This window comes from Odoribacter sp. Z80 (assembly GCF_009935865.1).
Lineage (GTDB): Bacteria > Bacteroidota > Bacteroidia > Bacteroidales > Marinifilaceae > Odoribacter.
The window spans coordinates 1-17097 of record NZ_QWEL01000004.1 but is presented as its reverse complement, the minus strand read 5'-3'; the positions used below and the strand labels follow the sequence as shown (position 1 = coordinate 17097).

16 protein-coding genes are annotated in these 17097 nt (G+C 44.1%); 10 read left to right on the top strand and 6 right to left on the bottom strand.

The window, feature by feature from the left end:
• Nucleotides 1-105: 105 nt before the first annotated feature.
• Complete coding sequence (locus D1136_RS05070) at nucleotides 106-1980, top strand: methylmalonyl-CoA mutase family protein (RefSeq protein WP_161876554.1); 1875 nt, start codon at nucleotides 106-108, stop codon at nucleotides 1978-1980.
• Nucleotides 1981-1998: 18 nt separating this feature from the next.
• Nucleotides 1999-4155, top strand: coding sequence for a methylmalonyl-CoA mutase (gene scpA, locus D1136_RS05065; RefSeq protein ID WP_161876553.1), 2157 nt, complete (start codon nucleotides 1999-2001; stop codon nucleotides 4153-4155).
• A gap of 133 nt (nucleotides 4156-4288) precedes the next feature.
• Here the strand turns inward: scpA and D1136_RS05060 are convergent, their stop codons facing one another.
• From D1136_RS05060 to D1136_RS05050, 3 genes are all read right to left on the bottom strand, one after another.
• A complete protein-coding gene (locus tag D1136_RS05060) occupies nucleotides 4289-5527 on the bottom strand; it encodes an MFS transporter (RefSeq protein ID WP_370461314.1) in 1239 nt (412 codons plus the stop codon).
• Between the two features lie 164 nt (nucleotides 5528-5691).
• A complete protein-coding gene (locus D1136_RS05055; protein ID WP_161876551.1) occupies nucleotides 5692-6684 on the bottom strand; it encodes a hypothetical protein in 993 nt (330 codons plus the stop codon).
• Between the two features lie 14 nt (nucleotides 6685-6698).
• The gene (locus tag D1136_RS05050) at nucleotides 6699-7733 is read right to left on the bottom strand and encodes a DUF4906 domain-containing protein (RefSeq protein ID WP_161876550.1); all 1035 of its coding nucleotides are present in this window, start codon (nucleotides 7731-7733) and stop codon (nucleotides 6699-6701) included.
• A gap of 142 nt (nucleotides 7734-7875) precedes the next feature.
• Between D1136_RS05050 and D1136_RS05045 the strand changes: the two genes are divergently transcribed.
• Nucleotides 7876-8790 carry a glutaminase gene (locus tag D1136_RS05045; RefSeq protein ID WP_161876549.1) on the top strand — a complete coding sequence of 305 codons (915 nt, stop codon included), beginning with the start codon at nucleotides 7876-7878 and terminating at the stop codon, nucleotides 8788-8790.
• A gap of 46 nt (nucleotides 8791-8836) precedes the next feature.
• Here the strand turns inward: D1136_RS05045 and D1136_RS05040 are convergent, their stop codons facing one another.
• The gene (locus D1136_RS05040; RefSeq protein ID WP_161876548.1) at nucleotides 8837-10087 is read right to left on the bottom strand and encodes a DEAD/DEAH box helicase; all 1251 of its coding nucleotides are present in this window, start codon (nucleotides 10085-10087) and stop codon (nucleotides 8837-8839) included.
• A gap of 187 nt (nucleotides 10088-10274) precedes the next feature.
• Here D1136_RS05040 and D1136_RS05035 point away from each other — a divergent pair, with 187 nt between their 5' ends.
• From D1136_RS05035 to map, 6 genes are all read left to right on the top strand, one after another.
• The gene (locus tag D1136_RS05035; protein ID WP_161876547.1) at nucleotides 10275-10916 is read left to right on the top strand and encodes an HAD family phosphatase; all 642 of its coding nucleotides are present in this window, start codon (nucleotides 10275-10277) and stop codon (nucleotides 10914-10916) included.
• Between the two features lie 91 nt (nucleotides 10917-11007).
• Nucleotides 11008-11481 (top strand): YtxH domain-containing protein, encoded by a 474-nt coding sequence (locus D1136_RS05030; RefSeq protein ID WP_161876546.1) that lies wholly within the window; start codon nucleotides 11008-11010, stop codon nucleotides 11479-11481.
• A 22-nt stretch (nucleotides 11482-11503) separates the two neighbouring features.
• The gene (locus D1136_RS05025; protein ID WP_161876545.1) at nucleotides 11504-11953 is read left to right on the top strand and encodes a phage holin family protein; all 450 of its coding nucleotides are present in this window, start codon (nucleotides 11504-11506) and stop codon (nucleotides 11951-11953) included.
• Nucleotides 11850-12182, top strand: a complete 333-nt coding sequence (locus D1136_RS10830) for a hypothetical protein (protein ID WP_202623076.1) — start codon at nucleotides 11850-11852, stop codon at nucleotides 12180-12182. Before D1136_RS05025 ends, D1136_RS10830 begins: the two co-directional genes overlap by 104 nt.
• Nucleotides 12183-12224: 42 nt before the next feature.
• Complete coding sequence (locus tag D1136_RS05015) at nucleotides 12225-13142, top strand: DUF2156 domain-containing protein (RefSeq protein WP_161876543.1); 918 nt, start codon at nucleotides 12225-12227, stop codon at nucleotides 13140-13142.
• Between the two features lie 143 nt (nucleotides 13143-13285).
• Nucleotides 13286-14146 carry a type I methionyl aminopeptidase gene (map, locus tag D1136_RS05010; protein WP_161876542.1) on the top strand — a complete coding sequence of 287 codons (861 nt, stop codon included), beginning with the start codon at nucleotides 13286-13288 and terminating at the stop codon, nucleotides 14144-14146.
• A gap of 42 nt (nucleotides 14147-14188) precedes the next feature.
• On the opposite strand, the gene D1136_RS05005 is transcribed toward map, so the two are convergent.
• Both D1136_RS05005 and glyA read right to left on the bottom strand, forming a co-directional pair.
• Nucleotides 14189-14842, bottom strand: coding sequence for an HAD family hydrolase (locus D1136_RS05005; RefSeq protein WP_161876541.1), 654 nt, complete (start codon nucleotides 14840-14842; stop codon nucleotides 14189-14191).
• A 130-nt stretch (nucleotides 14843-14972) separates the two neighbouring features.
• Entirely contained in the window at nucleotides 14973-16253 is a 1281-nt protein-coding gene (glyA, locus tag D1136_RS05000; RefSeq protein WP_161876540.1) for a serine hydroxymethyltransferase, read from the bottom strand.
• A gap of 201 nt (nucleotides 16254-16454) precedes the next feature.
• Between glyA and D1136_RS04995 the strand changes: the two genes are divergently transcribed.
• On the top strand, nucleotides 16455-16964 hold the full coding sequence (locus D1136_RS04995; protein WP_237566991.1) for a hypothetical protein: 510 nt from the start codon (nucleotides 16455-16457) through the stop codon (nucleotides 16962-16964).
• Nucleotides 16965-17097: the final 133 nt, after the last annotated feature.

Here is a 17097-nt window from a genome sequence, read left to right as displayed (position 1 = left end):
CGTTATAAATACGGAAAAAAGGCGTTAAATAATTTTTTTAATCCCTTGAAAGGGTTAAATTTGTTCGTTTTTTAAAACAAACAGTTACAGTTAAATATATAAATTATGGCAGAAAAAGAGAATAGTAAGCTTTTCAGTGAGTTTGCGCCGAATACCATGCAGGAATGGATCGACAAAGTCACTGCAGACCTGAAAGGGGCTGATTTTAACAAAAAGCTTGTATGGAGAACCAATGAAGGTTTCAACGTTCAGCCGATGTATCGGTTGGAGAATATGAAGGACCTGAAGAATCTGGATTGTCTACCCGGCGAATTCCCGTTTGTCAGAGGAAACCAAAAAGATAACAACGACTGGTATGTGCGTCAGGATATTGTTGTGGAAGATTTGGCTGAAGCGAACAAGAAGGCATTGGATGTGCTGAATCGCGGTGTGAATTCCCTGGGTTTCATCCTGAACGGATGTCAGGAATTTACAAAGGCGGATATGGAACTTCTCCTGAAAGATATTTGTCTGGAGTGTGTTGAAATAAACTTTGTTGCCGGATGTAAAAAAGAAAGTGTCCTGGATGCGTTCCAGGCTGTGGCGGAAGGAAGAGGTATTGCTCCTGAAAAAATATACGGCGGTATCAACATTGACCCGATGAGCGCTTATACCCGCAAAGGGAAGATGTGTTGTGAAAAACCTTTTGAGCATGTAAGGGCCAATGCGGAAAAGATGTCGGCTTACAAAAACTTCAAAACCATTGAAGTGGGCGGGTACGTATTCAATAATTCCGGTTCTTCCATTGTTCAGGAGTTGGGCTTTTCTTTGGCTGCCGGTGTGGAATATTTGGATAAATTGACGGATGCCGGAATGAGCATCGATGAGGTGGCTCCGAAAATCCGTTTCCATTTTGCCACTGGTTCCAAATATTTTATGGAAATTGCCAAATTGCGCGCTGCCCGTTACTTGTGGGCTCATATTGTGAAGGCTTATCGTCCTTCCTGCGATTGCAAGTGTAAGATGAATATTCATGCTGAAACTTCTGAATGGAATAAAACGGTTTATGATCCGAATGTAAATATGCTGCGTACGCAGACCGAAACGATGTCGGCCGTATTAGGAGGAGTGGATTCTTTTACTGTGCATCCGTTTGACGACACTTTTGAGTGCCATCCGACCGAACTGGCTGAACGTGTGGCTCGAAATCAACAGTTGTTACTGAAAGAGGAGTCCCATTTTGCTAAGATTGTCGACGTTGCTGGTGGTTCTTATTATATTGAAGAGCTGACTCAGAATATTGCTGAGGCTGCCTGGAAACTGTTCCTCGAAACACAGGAACAGGGCGGATATGCCGAAGCTTTAAAGAAAGGTTTTGTGCAGGCTGCAGTGAAGGCTACGGCCCAGGCCCGCGATTTGGCTATTGCACAACGGAAAGAGAATTTTGTGGGTGTGAACCAATTCCCTAATTTCAATGAAAAGGTTGACCGTCAGTTGTGTGCTTGTATTTTCGAACCCGAAGATGAGACGGTTGAAGGTGCTGAAATCGAAACGTTGAAACCTTACCGTGGACCGGCTGCTTTCGAAGCTATGCGCCTGAAGACCGATCAGTATGCGGCTAAAAACGGCCGTCCGGTGGTTTATATGTTCCCGATGGGAAATCTGGCTATGCGGAAAGCCCGGGCTCAGTTTGCTTGTAATTTCTTCGCTTGTGCCGGTTTTGAAGTAAAAGACAATAATGGTTTCAAGACCGTAGATGAAGGTGTTCAGGCTTGTGTAGACAACAAAGCTGCTATTGTGGTATTGTGTAGCTCCGATGATGAATATGCCGGATTTGCTCCCGAAGCTTTCGAAAAACTGAAAGGCAAAGCCATTGTCGTTGTTGCCGGTAATCCCGAAAGCCGTCCGGAACTGGAAGCTAAGGGACTGATGAACTATATCCACGTGAAGAACAATGTGTTGGAAGAATTGAAAGCTTACCAACAGAAACTGGGAATCTAATTATTTAATTTGAAATCGATGAAACCGAATTTTAAAGATATAAATATTAAAGCGTTTGAAAAGGCTCCGATGTCTGCTGAAGCATGGGAAAAAGCCAACCATATCGCTAAGAACTGGACAACTCCTGAGTTGATTCCGGTGAAACCGGTGTATACTGCCGATGACCTGAAAGGGATGGAACATCTGGACTATGTAGCTGGTATTCCTCCTTATCTGCGTGGGCCGTATTCTGCCATGTATCCGCTTCGTCCCTGGACGATTCGTCAATATGCGGGATTCTCTACTGCGGAGGAATCCAATGCTTTTTACCGTAGAAATCTGGCTGCCGGACAAAAAGGACTTTCAGTAGCTTTTGACCTGGCTACTCACCGCGGTTATGATTCCGATCACCCGCGTGTAATCGGTGATGTAGGTAAAGCCGGTGTAGCTGTCGATTCTATTCTGGATATGAAGATTTTGTTCGACCAGATTCCTTTGGACAAAATGTCCGTATCTATGACGATGAACGGTGCCGTACTTCCTGTTCTGGCATTCTATATTGTTGCAGGTTTGGAACAGGGTGCAACGTTAGACCAGTTGTCGGGTACGATTCAGAACGATATTCTGAAAGAGTTTATGGTGCGTAATACTTATATTTATCCGCCGAAATTCTCGATGAAGATTATTGCGGATATCTTTGAGTATACTTCAAAGAACATGCCGAAGTTCAACTCCATCTCTATCTCCGGATACCACATGCAGGAAGCAGGTGCTACTGCTGATATTGAGTTGGCTTATACGTTGGCAGATGGATTGGAGTATCTTCGTGCCGGAGTGAATGCGGGAATGGATATAGATGCTTTTGCTCCGCGTTTGTCTTTCTTTTGGGCTATCGGTACCAACCATTTCATGGAAATCGCCAAAATGCGGGCTGGCCGTTTGTTGTGGGCAAAGATTGTGAAACAGTTCAATCCGAAGAACCCGAAATCACTGGCGCTGCGTACGCACTGCCAGACTTCCGGTTGGTCGTTGACTGAACAGGATCCGTTCAACAACGTAGGGCGTACTTGTATCGAGGCTATGGGTGCAGCTCTGGGACATACCCAGTCCCTGCATACCAATGCGTTGGATGAAGCTATTGCTTTGCCGACCGATTTTTCAGCCCGTATTGCCCGGAATACCCAGATTTATATTCAGGAAGAATCTACCATCTGCAAGGCTGTTGACCCGTGGGCTGGTTCTTACTATGTGGAGAGCCTGACAAATGAGTTGGTGGAAAAAGCCTGGGCTCATATTCAGGAAATCGAAAAATTGGGTGGTATGGCAGCCGCCATTGAATCCGGTTTACCCAAGTTGCGTATTGAGGAAGCTGCAGCACGTACCCAGGCTCGTATTGATAGCGGCGAGCAGACGATTGTCGGCGTGAACAGGTATCGTTTGGACAAGGAAGATCCGATTGATATTCTGGAAATCGACAATACGGCCGTACGTGAGGCTCAGATTGCCCGCCTGAAAGAATTGCGTGCCAACCGGAATCAGGCAGAAGTGGAAGCCGCTTTGGCTGCCATTACCAAATGTGCCGAAACCGGCGAGGGTAACTTACTGGAGTTGGCTGTAGATGCAGCGAAGAAGCGTGCATCCTTAGGTGAAATTTCAGATGCATGTGAAAAAGTTTGTGGACGTTATAAAGCAGTAATCAGAACCGTGAGTGGAGTATATTCAAGCGTAGCCGGCGAAGATGCCGATTTCGAGAAAGCAAAGGCAATGACCGATGAGTTTGCCGAACTGACCGGACGTCGTCCGCGTATTATGATTGCTAAAATGGGCCAGGATGGTCACGACCGTGGTGCTAAAGTGGTAGCTACCGGTTATGCCGATATGGGCTTCGACGTAGATATGGGACCATTGTTCCAGACTCCCGAAGAAACTGCAAAACAAGCCGTTGAAAACGATGTGCATGTGATTGGTGTTTCTTCTTTGGCTGCCGGACACAAGACGTTGGTACCCGCCGTTATCGCCGAGTTGAAAAAACTGGGCCGGGAGGACATCCTCGTGTATGTGGGTGGTGTGATTCCTCACCAGGATTATCAGTTCCTGTTTGACGCCGGTGCTATTGCCGTATTCGGACCTGGTACGAAAGTGTCAAAGAGTGCGATTCAAGTGATGGATATTCTTTTGCAGTTAGCAAAGAAATAAATATTATCCTAACGAAAATGTTGAAACGGCTGCCGGATTCCGGTGGCTGTTTCTTTTTTGCTGTTGTTTCGTTTGAAACAGAAAATACTGTTTTGTCTCTTTCTTGTTGGGAATACAATAGCTTGCAGCCTGTTTACTCGTTGGCAGATGGATGGGCGTGCCGGATGATGCGGGGTCGGTTGTATTCAAAGATTCCGCCGGCAAATATGCAGGCGATGCCGGAAATGAGAATGATAAGCGGAAGACCAGTGTATTTTTCGATGACTCCTAAAATCATGCTTCCTATGGGGGCGATGCCGGTAAAGGTCATGGCAAGATAACCCATAACTCGTCCTCTTTTGTCTTCGTCAGAGAATGTTTGGAGCAGTGTATTGATGGAGGCTACGGTGATAATGAGGGAGTAACCTGCCGGAATGCAGACGACTGCCGCCATCCACGGGATGTTGGTAAAAGAAAGTAACAGGAGGGAAATTCCTAAGATCAAAACCGCGGACATAATGACTTTAGATAATCCGCTGACGCTTTTCCGGGCAGCTAAATAGATGGCTGCACTGAAGGAGCCGATGCCGATGCAGGAGAGAAGAATTCCCAACAGCTCACTTCCGCCGTTCAGTATGTCTTTCACATAGGCGGGTAAGAACGTCATCAGGGGTAATCCGAAAAAACTGATAGCTGCCATTAACATTAACAATGTCCGTATGGGGATGTGGTGGGAGACATAGTTGAAACCTTCCTGCAAGTCATGCCAGATGTGTTGTTTTTCGCCTTTGGCTTTGTGGGTGGGGAGTTGCATGACCAACAAGGCAATGATGACCCCTAAATAGCTGATTCCGTTAAGGAGGAAACATATTCCTTCGCCCACCAGGCCGATGAGTACTCCGCCGATGGCAGGGCCGAAGAGACGCGAACCGTTGATAACGGCAGAATTCAGAGCAATGGCATTACTTAGGTTTTCTTTCGGAACAAGGCTGGGATAAAAGGCTTGACGGGTGGGATTGTCCAGGGCATTAATCAGGCCGATGAACAGGCTGAGGGCGATGAGGTGCCACACTTCCACCAGGCCGCTCAACGTCAGCCATGCTAACAACAGGGCTTGAAAAGCGGATAGGGCTTGCGTGAACAGGAGGATTTTGTGCCGGTCGAAGCGGTCTACAAAAACACTCATGAAAGGGGTGGCAATCAGGATAGGAATTTGCGCTACAAAGGTAATGGTGGCTAAAAGCAGGACAGAACCGGTCAGTTCATATACCAACCAACTCATGGCTATTTGTTGCATCCATGTGCCGGTCAGCGAAACACACATCCCGGTGAAATACAATCTGAAATTCCGGGTTTTCAGTGAGACTAAAATGTGTGATATACTGCTTTCCACATTTACTTGTGTTTTTCTTTTTAAATGACAAAGATAAGGATAAAAAACGGGAAGTAGGGGTGGAGTGTTGTAAATAAGTATCGGGGGGTGGGAAGGTATGGATCTGAGATTATAGTGTGGAGAATTTGGCTGTTGATAGCGTAGGAGTAAGATAATGAAGATGCTCATTCATTGAAGGCATGTATTTCACAGACTTTTGATGGAGAAGAGGAGAGGATGTTGATGAGTTTGTTTACTTTGGCTGTGATGAAATAACCCTTGTTCCGGGTGAATTTTCCGTTTCCGTTTCCGTTGAGGGCGGTATTGTAAGTATAAGTGGTTTGGATATTTAACACTGTCGTGTTGACGACTTTGAAAGTGAGTTTTACCCGATTGACGTTTGCATTGCGGGCGTCATTTTCATAAATATAGAAAAATGCATTGTATATTCCGGTGTTGGATGTATTTTGCTGGGCGGTTTGGGTGAGGCTGATGGGACTGCCTGTGGTGTTGCCCGTGGCTAACAAGAAAAGATTGGATACCGGAGCGGACTGGCTGATGGTAACGTCGGTGACAACCGAGGTGCCCAAAGAGATAACAGCAGTAAGATTTATTTCGATGCCGATTTTGGCGACGATACGTTTTAATGTCAGATTGATGGATGTATTGTTCCCGTTGGTGAGGGTAACTCCTGTTGAGCTTGCTGTCATGACAAATCCTTGGGGACGGAGTGCTTTGGTGGTTACATCGGTGTATTTTCCGTTGTAAGAGGTTATGTCCTGTTCGATGGAAGCCAGAAAACTGCTTTCGGTGGATGTGGAGCCGGAAGGCAGGGTGTTGGCGACCATATAGACATTGCAGTTTTGTGAGCCGTTTATCGGTACGATAAAAGAAACGGTATTGTTTGTTCCGCTATTGAGGGCGTTGATGTTGGAAGAGTTTAAGGTATGCAGATAAAGAAGTTGGCCGGTAGCAGCTTGAAAGATATAGATGTATGCCGTGTTGATTTTTTTTTCCCAGCTTTCGGCGATGGTGCCGTTCAGCGATTTCGTTTCCGGGTTCTCCACCGTGATATAAAAGTGTGCACCTTCCTCCCTTTCCGGAATTTCTTTTTCTGAAAAGGGAGCGGTGCAACTGGTGAATAACAAAAATGGCAGGATATGCCGGAAATTCAACATATATCGGTTGTGTCTTAGGTTCCTAAATTGGCATTCTGATTGACAATGGTTTCCCAGTCGCTCAGCGTTACAGTGACGGAGACAGATGTTCCGCTAAGCCCTTTTATGTTTGCTGTCACCGTATAGGCTCCGTTTCTGACAATGGCACCGGTTGTACTTCCCGTGAGTTCGACAGGGTACACTACGGGATTGGATGTTCCGTTATTGGTGTAGGTTCCGTAGAGGGTGAGGGTAACCCGGTTACCGGTATTTAAGGCTCCGTTTTCAAACAGATAGAAGCGGTTTTGGAAATTGCTGTTAGGAGTGGCGATATTGGAGATTTGTTTTGCCAGGGTCAGGGTTCCTGCCGTAGTAGGCGGCGTTCCTAAAAGAAGCGAGGAAGTGCTTTGTGTTTTGCTGATAATAGCGGAATCGATGGCGAGTGTTCCGGTGTATTTATTGCCACTTCCGAAGACGGTGTTGTCAATCACGGTATTGACATCTACCTTGGCAGTGATTCGTTTGACGGTGATGCTGACATTTTGAGTTTGGGTCAGGTCAGCGCTTGTCGTTGCTGATGTGTTTCCGGTCATGACAAATCCGCCGCTCCGGTTGGGGGTCGTACTGGCATCATTGACGCTACTCCAGGTTCCGTTATAGCTGGCGATGTCATTTTGGGTCAAGGCTTGCAATGCGGTCAGGTTGGCAGCTGTTACATCTCCATTGTTGATGATCATGTAATAATCGTAAGATGTACTGGGGATTAATCCCGGAACAGTGAATATAAGCGGTTGTGTGCTCAGAACGGACAATTCGGAATTTGTCAGGTATTTCTCGAAAATTTTATTTCCCGTCCTGAAAATAAATAACTTCGCGCTTTTCACTGTTTTTTCCGCTGTTGTTGCTTGGTTTGTTCCGAAAGCGCGGGTTGTAAACGTATCGGCAGAAACAAATGACAACGCTATTTTTGTTTCCGCTGGATTTTGTTTCGGACAAGGGGAATTGTCGTCCTTGTCACATGCCCAGCAGAAGAGCAATACCATAAAGGTTATTAAAAAAGATGTTTTCATATTTTTCATGTTTTAGTTATTGTGGATTTTACGTTGTGGTAAAAATGAGGGTTAGGGATATCAGCGGTAAAAAAATGAAGATATGGTAAAAAACACATTAAAAATTATTTTTCATCTATATTTGTGCCTTAAAGAGAAACTTATGAATTACGAAGACGTCATAAAAAATATATATGGAGAGTTAAAATCTTATTGGGGAAAAGGTAAGGTTGCGGATTATATACCTGCTTTGGCGGAGGTTAATCCCCGGCAATATGGCATAGCTATCGAGACTTTGGAGGGACAATCTTTTCAGGTGGGAGATGCGGAGATTCGTTTTTCTGCCCAGAGCATCTCTAAAGTATTTACGCTGGCTATGGTCACCCGGCATTTGGGAGATGAGATCTGGAAGTATGTGGGACGGGAACCTTCCGGAAATCCTTTTAATTCTTTGGTACAGCTGGAATATGAGCATGGGATTCCGCGGAATCCTTTTATCAATGCGGGGGCTTTGGTTGTCACAGACCGGTTGATGAGCCTGTATGACCGGCCTAAAGATGCCATCCTGGATTTTGTCCGGAAAATCAGTGGGAATGATGATATATATTACGATAAACACATTGCCCGGTCGGAGCGTGAACATGCAGACCGAAACATGGCGTTGGGTTATTTCATGAAAAGTTTCGGAAATATAGAACATGATGTAGAGGCGGTTATAGATGTTTATTGTCATCAGTGTGCTATTTCCATGAGTTGTGTTGACTTGTCGCGTGCTTTTCTTTTTTTAGTGAACCATGGTAAAAATCCTTTTCACCAGGAGCAGGTCTTGACTACCAGCCAGTCCAAGCGTTTGGGGGCTTTGATGTTGACGTGTGGTTTTTATGATGAATCGGGAGATTTTGCATTTCGGGCTGGTTTACCGGGTAAGAGCGGGGTTGGCGGAGGAGTTGTGGCTTATATCCCCGGAAATCTGGCGATAACGGTTTGGAGTCCTGAATTAAACTGTCACGGAAATTCCTTGATTGGAATGGAGACCTTGGAGCGTTTTACGACGGATATTGGTAACTCTATTTTTTAGTTTTTGATCATGATAAGTAAAAGAAAGCTGTCTTAGACAGCTTTTTTTATTCAGGTTTATTGTTGTTTCTTTTCCGGTAGAAATGGTGTTTGCCATTTTTGCGGGTCGGCCGGGCTTTGTTGTGAGATTTGTGAACGAATGTTTGCGGGTTATAGACAGGACCTGTACCAACAGTGGGAGGTAAGGGAATCTTATAAATATCCTTTTCGATAAATTCTTCAATCCGGTGGAATTTTCCTTGTTCCGGTTCACTGACAAAGGTAATGGCTACACCGTCGGCGTTGGCGCGTGCAGTGCGTCCTATACGGTGGATATAGTCTTCCGGGTCGTGGGGTACGTCATAATTGATAACGAGTCCGATATCATCAATGTCAATACCGCGGGCGATAATATCTGTAGCCACCAGAATATTGATTTTTCCGTTTTTAAAATCCAGCATGACAGCCTCTCTTTGTTCTTGTTCCAAATCGGAATGCATGGCGGCCACGTTTAACTTCATGCGTTTAAAGGCATATGCCAGGTCTTTGACTTTCTGCTTGGAGGAAGAAAATATGATGGTTCTTTTGTTGGCAGATTTATTAAAAAGTTCCTGAATGATAGCCATTTTCTGATTTTCGTAACAGATGTAAGCGGACTGTACGATAGCTTCGTTGGGTTTGGATATGGCTATATTTATTTCGGCAGGATCTTTTAATATCTGTTTTGCCAATTGTCTGATTTTAGGGGGCAGGGTTGCGGAAAACATAATTGTCTGGCGTTTTTCCGGCATTTCTTTGGCGATTTTCATAATATCTTCAAAAAATCCCATATCCAGCATGCGATCGGCTTCATCCAGGATAAAATAGCTTACATGAGACAAATCTATCCCGCTATTCATGATGTGAGACAGAAGGCGTCCCGGCGTTGCTATCACCACTTCAGACCCCATGAGCAGTCCTTTTTTCTGCTGTTCCCAGTTGGCACCGTCCCCTCCTCCATAAACAACTGTGGTGGAGATAGGAATGTAATAGGAAAAACCTTCGAACTGCATATCTATCTGTTGGGCCAGTTCCCGGGTCGGTACCATAATAACTGCCCGGATAACGTTGTCCGGATTTCCTTCACACAACAAACGGTTGAGTAAAGGAAGTGTGTAGGCGGCTGTTTTTCCGGTTCCTGTTTGGGCGCAACCGATAATGTCTTTTCCTTCGAGGATAATGGGGATGGTCTGTTCCTGAACGGGGGTCATTTCCTGGAAATTCATGGCTTCTATCCCCTGTAATATTTCTTCTTCTAAATCTAATTCGTCAAATCTCATGTGTTGTTAAATACCTTTTACAGCCCAAAGATACATTTTTTTTAGGCATTATTTTTTTATTCTGTCTTTTGAAGAAAAGAATTTTGTTGTCTTTCCCTGGTATAGGACAGGTCGGGCAAGAGCAGAGAAGTCGGAAATACCGGATAAAAAGAATGTTGTATCTTTGTACCGTTAATCAGAAAAACAAATGAACAGAATTACGACAGTATTATTTGATTTTGACGGAGTTGTAGCGGATACGGAACCGTTATATGACCGGTTCTGGGATAATATGGCAAAGGATTATCATATTGATATACCCCATTTTTCGGCCATTATCAAAGGAACGACGTTACCTTCTATTTTTGCTACCTATTTCAATGATTATTCTCCTGCTGAACTTCAGCAGATAGCTGCAGCTATCACGGAGTATGAAAGCCGCATGTCTTTTCCGGAGGTGCCGGGGGCAATCCACTTTTTGCATCGTTTAAAAGAAGAAGGATATAAGGTGGGATTGGTCACCAGTTCTTCTACGGAGAAAATGAAAATAGCATTAAAGAAAATGGGACTGGAAGATGTTTTTGATGCTTTGGTGACTGCCGACCGGATTAGCCGGGGAAAGCCCGATCCGATGTGTTATTTACTGGCAGCCGAAGAGTTAGGGGTGCAACCGTCTGCATGTATTGTTTTTGAGGATTCTTTTTCTGGAATTCAATCCGGTTGCCAGGCCGGAATGCGGGTCATCGGTGTGGCTACTACTCATCCGGCAGAGAAAATCCGGGCTGCGGTGTATGCTGTCATTTCTGATTTCCGGGATGAGAGTCGGATTTTGGATTATTTTAAGCTGTAACATTATCATTTTTAATCTTAACTTTCTTAAAAACCAAAACTTTTCAAGGGTGATGTTCGTTGAGATAGTACAAACTAAAAACAATTAAGTCATGAAAAGTGAGAATTCAAATGGAAAGTTATTACTGGGGATAGGACTTGGCGTTTTGGCCGGAGTTGCTGTCACTTATCTGATGAACGGTGAACATCGCCGTAAATTGGAAGAAGATTTAAATGAAGTTGGCCATGGAATTAAAGACGGGGTAAAATCTGCTTTTTCCAAGGTAAAATCTAAAGTGGAACGTGCCGGTTCTGATGCTGCCGATAAAGTCGGAAGATGGTCTGAGGCAGCCGGAAATAAGGCAGAGGAATGGAGCGATAAAGCTGGTAACAAGGCCAGTGGTGTTGCAGATGATTTGTCTCAGAAAGCCAATGATTTCCGTCAGAAAATGTATAATAAATCGGAAAGAGACGATGAGGCTCATTCCCGCTATGCACAGGATTTCCATCAGGATATGAATAACCTGAGAGATAAGACTAAGAGTGAAGGAGATAATGCCAACACTACGATGGGAGGTAAGAAATAATTTACTTTTGATCTGACAGAAAATGGAGAACGGTGCTGAGAAAATATTCACAGAGCTAAAGGATGCCATTTCGGTTTATGCCGGATTAAAGGTCCGTCTCCTTAAAGTAACGGCTATAGAAAGGGCTGCGCGTTTTCTGGCAGCTCTTTCCCATAGCCTTATTTTGATGTTACTCGCCTTTTTTACTATTCTTTTTTTGTTTATAGCCTTAGGCTTTTTCTTAGGTGAATTATTGGAAAGTGTTGCCTTGGGTTTTTTAATTGTCGGCGGCATTTATTTTTTGGGAAGCTGGTGTTTTTTTATTGCCAGAAATGGTATTCGTGTCCGGTTGACGAATGTGTTCATTAGAACAATACAAACAGATGATGATGACGATAGTAAAGAAAATCAATCCACAATCGCCTCTGGGGCGGTTAATTCAGGAAAAGAGGGATCTTCGGAATCAGTGTCAGGAGTCCGAAACGAGAATTAAAGAGAGCTGGCAGTATATTCAATCGCATGCCGGACAGTTGCTGGGGGCAGGTGTGGCATCTGTACTTATTCCGGGCAGGAAGAACAATTATGCGAATGGGGATGGTGCTGGCTTTATGAATATTCCGTGGGTGTATTTCATCTGGCGGATAACCAGACCTGTCGTCTATCGTTGGATGGGAGAAGCCGGCTGGCGTATTTTGAAAAGTATGTTCCGGAAAAAAAGGTGATGTAACCGGGCTTGTCGTAAGTGCGTATATCCGGAAAAAAGAATGATTGAATTTAAATCTGTGACCCTGGCAGACCGCCGTTTTTTGACTTCTGCCATTTTCCCTTCCAAACGGCAGGATAATAATTTATCTTTTGCAAATCTTTGTGCCTGGCAGTTCCTGACTTGCAGCAGTTTCGCTGTCATCGAAAACCAATTGGTTTTTCGTTTTTGTTTTTCAGATGCCGGAACAGTTTATACTTTCCCGTCAGGCGAAAAAGTAGGAAAGGAGGCTATCCGGATATTGGCCGGTCAGGCTGAAGCTGAAGGTTTACCTTTGTATTTGTATGGGATTATGCCGCAAATGCGGGAGGAACTGGAGGGAATATTTCCCCAGGTTTTTGAATATCGTCAGGAAAGAGACCATTTTGATTATCTTTATTTAAGGACAGACCTGGCAAACCTCCGGGGGAAGAATTATCAACCCAAGCGGAATCATGTGAATAAATTCCAGAAAACATACGATTACCGGTATACACCGATGACGGTGGAAATGGTAACGGATTGTTTGAAAATGTTCAGGAAATGGTGTGCCATCAGGCGTTGTGAGGAAGAGACCAGTTTATCGAATGAGCGTCGGGCGCTGGAATACGAAATGCAGCATTTTAATGAGTTGAGGCTGAGGGGCGGAGTGTTGTGGGTGGAGGGTGAAGTGGCAGCTTTTACGTTTGGTGCTCCGATAAATCATAATACGTTTTGTGTTCATGCTGAAAAAGCTTTACCTCAGTATGAGGGAGCCTATAATATGATTAACTGGGAGTTCTCCAACCATTTGCCTGCTGATTATATTTTTCTCAACCGGGAGGAAGATTTAGGAGTGCCCGGTTTACGGAAAGCTAAATTATCTTATTATCCCTGTCGGCTGATAGAAAAAGGAATTGCAGTCTGTGCCGAAGGATTATGGGAAAAGCTGGTGTTTTAGTAAATCCTGCCTTTTTGTTGAAGTGTGTGACGGAGTAAAGAATATTTGTTGTTTTCAGCGTATCTGTTTTTGAATTATTGCGTATCTTTCGGCTTCAAACAAACCGACGGGTGTGTTGTCCTGCCGCTAAGAGAAAAAGCAAAATGAAATTTTTTAAAAGTAAGAATAGCCTGCCTGAGGCTGAGCGCACGAGAATGGAAGCTTTGAGGCAGAAGATAAGAGTTTATAAGGCTAACGGCCACCGGGTGCCTTCTCTGAAAATGGTTAAGACAGAAGAACAGATAGAGGGTATTCGTAAGAGTGCAGCTATTAATACGGCAGTGTTGGATTTTGTTGCTGGAAATATTCATGAGGGAATGAGCACGGAAGAAATTAATATGCTTGTGCATGACTATACGGTGGCTCACGGAGCTATTCCGGCTCCCTTGAATTTTGAAGGTTTTCCTAAGAGTGTATGTACTTCAATCAATGAGGAGGTATGTCACGGAATACCTGCACCGGATATTGTTTTAAAATCCGGAGATATTGTTAATGTAGATGTTTCTACCATTCTGAACGGATATTATTCGGATGCTTCTCGGATGTTTATGATTGGAAAGGTGAGGCCTGAAGTACAAAAATTGGTGAAGGTGGCCAAGGAATGTCTGGAATTGGGATTAAAAGCTGCCCGGCCATGGGGATTTTTGGGAGATATCGGAGCTGCCGTTCAGGAGCATGCAGAGAAAAATGGCTATTCGGTAGTGCAGGAATTCGGAGGGCATGGAGTGGGCCTTCAGTTTCATGAAGATCCTTTTGTGAGCCATACCGGCCGTAAAGGAACAGGACTTTTGCTGGTACCCGGAATGGTTTTTACTATAGAGCCGATGATTAATATGGGAGACCGGAAAATCTATATTGACGCTGATAATGACTGGACAGTGCTTACGGAAGACGGACTCCCTTCTGCTCAATGGGAATATACGGTGCTGATTACCGAAGAAGGGGCTGAAGTGATTACAGGATAACGGAATGTCGTTAGTGATGGTTGCGATGAAAAACCGGATATTTCAGATAGAAAGTAATTCAAGGATTTGTTGAGGTTGGTCTATGATATAATCAGCGCCGTTTTCTTCCAGTTCCTGGCGGGAGCGAAAGCCCCAGGTCACACCGACAGAAGTGAGTTTCCCGTTTCTGGCGGTGTGCATGTCTACGCCGGAGTCTCCGATATAGAGTGTTTGAGACGGTTTCATGCCGGTTTGCTTTAGAATGTCAAAAACGATACAAGGGTCAGGTTTGACAGGTACCTGGTCTCTCTGTCCAAGAATAACGGAAAAAAGGTGTTTCCCAAAAAAATGTTCAACGAGTTCTGTTGTTCCTGCCTGATATTTGTTGGAGGCCACAGCGAGAAGGATTCCTTTGTTTTTTAATTCCGCAAGTACTCCGGGAATGTGGGGGTAAGGGTGGCTAAAGTCTGTTTTGTGTTGGTGGTAATAGGCAATAAACTGTGCTTTTATGGTCGAAATGATGGTTGAAGTCCGTGCCTCGGGAGGAAGGGCACGTTCAATCAGCTTGGTTATTCCGTTGCCGACAAAATAAGGATACCGGGACAATTCGTGTTCCGGGTAGTGGTTTTGGAGTAATACATGATTGGTGCAATGGGCGAGGTCTGAAATCGTATTGATTAAAGTGCCATCCAAATCAAAAATGACGAGTCTTTTCATGGGCAGAAACAGAAGTAAGAAGGTCGGTGAAAGGTAATGAACAGTTTCCTGTCCGTATGGTGTTGATAATGAAGTCCGGCCAAAAGGTAAAACTTCAGGCCGGACTTTTATTTGTGTTTGTTGTTTGGGATTACCAGGCAAACATTGGTCGTGTATGCATCATGGCATTAACCTCTTTTTTTACTTGCGCGATGGTGTTTTCGTCATCCGGGTTGGAAAGAATGCGGTCAATCATGTCTACAATTACTTTCATATCTTCTTCTTTTAATCCCCGGGTTGTGATAGCCGGTGTTCCGACGCGTATACCGGAAGTCTGGAAAGGAGAGCGGCTGTCAAACGGCACCATGTTTTTATTAATAGTGATATCTGCCTTTACCAAGGTATTTTCTGCCTTTTTACCAGTCAGTTCCGGGAATTTAGTCCGTAAGTCAATCAGCATGCAGTGGTTATCCGTACCGCCGGAAACAACTTTATATCCTTTGTCAATAAAGGCTTGTGCCATGACTTTGGCATTTTTTTGTACTTGTTTGGCGTATTCGGTGTAAGAATCCGATAATGCTTCTTCAAAAGCAACTGCTTTGGCGGCAATGACATGTTCTAATGGGCCTCCTTGCTGACCAGGGAATACGGCAAAATTCAGTACCTGGGACATCATTTTGATTTCTCCCTTGGGTGTTTTTAATCCCCATGGGTTGGGAAAATCTTTGGGTAATAAAATCATGCCTCCGCGAGGACCGCGTAATGTCTTGTGGGTCGTTGTCGTTACGATGTGGCAATATTCAAAAGGATTGTTCAGTAAACCTTTGGCAATTAAACCAGCCGGATGGGCCATGTCGTACATCAATAATGCACCTACTTTATCAGCAATCTCTCTCATCCGTTTGTAATCCCAGTCTCTGGAGTAAGCAGAAGCTCCTGCGACAATCATTTTTGGTTTGTGTTCCAGGGCAAGTGCTTCCATTTCGTCATAATCCACCAAACCGGTTTCTTCTTTGACGTGGTAGGCGACAGGATGGTAGTTTATGCCGGATAAGTTTACGGGAGAGCCATGGGAAAGATGCCCTCCGTGAGCCAGGTCAAGTCCTAAGTAGGTATCTCCCGGTTTCATGCAGGCAAAGAATACGGCTGCATTGGCTTGGGCTCCGGAATGGGGCTGGACGTTAGCATATTCCGCACCAAAAAGTTTGCATGCCCGGTCAATGGCCAGTTGTTCACTTTGGTCTACGATTTGGCAACCTCCATAATAACGTGCTCCGGGATATCCTTCTGCGTATTTGTTGGTCAGGCACGAGCCCATTGCCTCCATGACTTCTTCACTGACAAAGTTTTCCGAAGCGATGAGTTCAATCCCTTCTTTCTGACGTTCGCATTCTTTGGCAATCAAATCGAATATTACAGCATCTCTTTTCATAGTTGAATAATTAAATATTTTGTGTCAAATTTATATAAATCATTTTCGAAAGCAAAGTGTTTTGAAGATTTATTTGAAGAATAGTAAAGATTTGAAAGAGAAAATCTTTTTTTCATTTTTTCCCTGATTTCCCATTTGTAAATGAAATGATGTTTCGTACTTTTGTGTAGTTATTTATAGATGAAATCAAAGTAAATTTTAATGATGGAAAATCCTTTTGAAGAAACCAATAAACCCCAGCGGCCTACTTTCCTGTTTGTTTTATGTATTCTGACTTTTATAGGTAGCGGCTGGAATGTTCTGTCCAATTTATTTTCCCTGTTTACTGCCGGAATGATGGATAGCACGTTACAAATGGAGCAGTATTCAAATATAATGGAGAATATGGAGAATGGAGCCACTTCGGCCTTTATGTCCGGTCTTTTTAGTTCTTCCATGCAGCTTCTTCAGAGTACCGCAGCTCATGCCCGTGAAATAACGGCTTTACAATTGAGCCTGGCAGTAGTGAGTTTGTTGGGAGCCATTCTGATGTTTCAGTTGCGTCGTTTAGGATTTTATTTGTATGCTGCTGCGCAGGTACTGACTTTGTTTATACTGCCTTATTTTGCCGGCTTTTCTCTTGTTGTCATGATCGGCTTGTTATGGTCCGGATTTATTACGCTTATCTTTATCATTCTATATGCTGTGAATTTGAAATATATGGTACGTTGAACTTTTTTCCGATATTTTCATTATATTTTTTGGATTTCAAACAAAAAGCGTGTATATTTGTACCCGCAAAAGAGACAATCGTTCTTTACAATCATGGGCAGTTACCAGAGTGGCCAAATGGGGCTGACTGTAA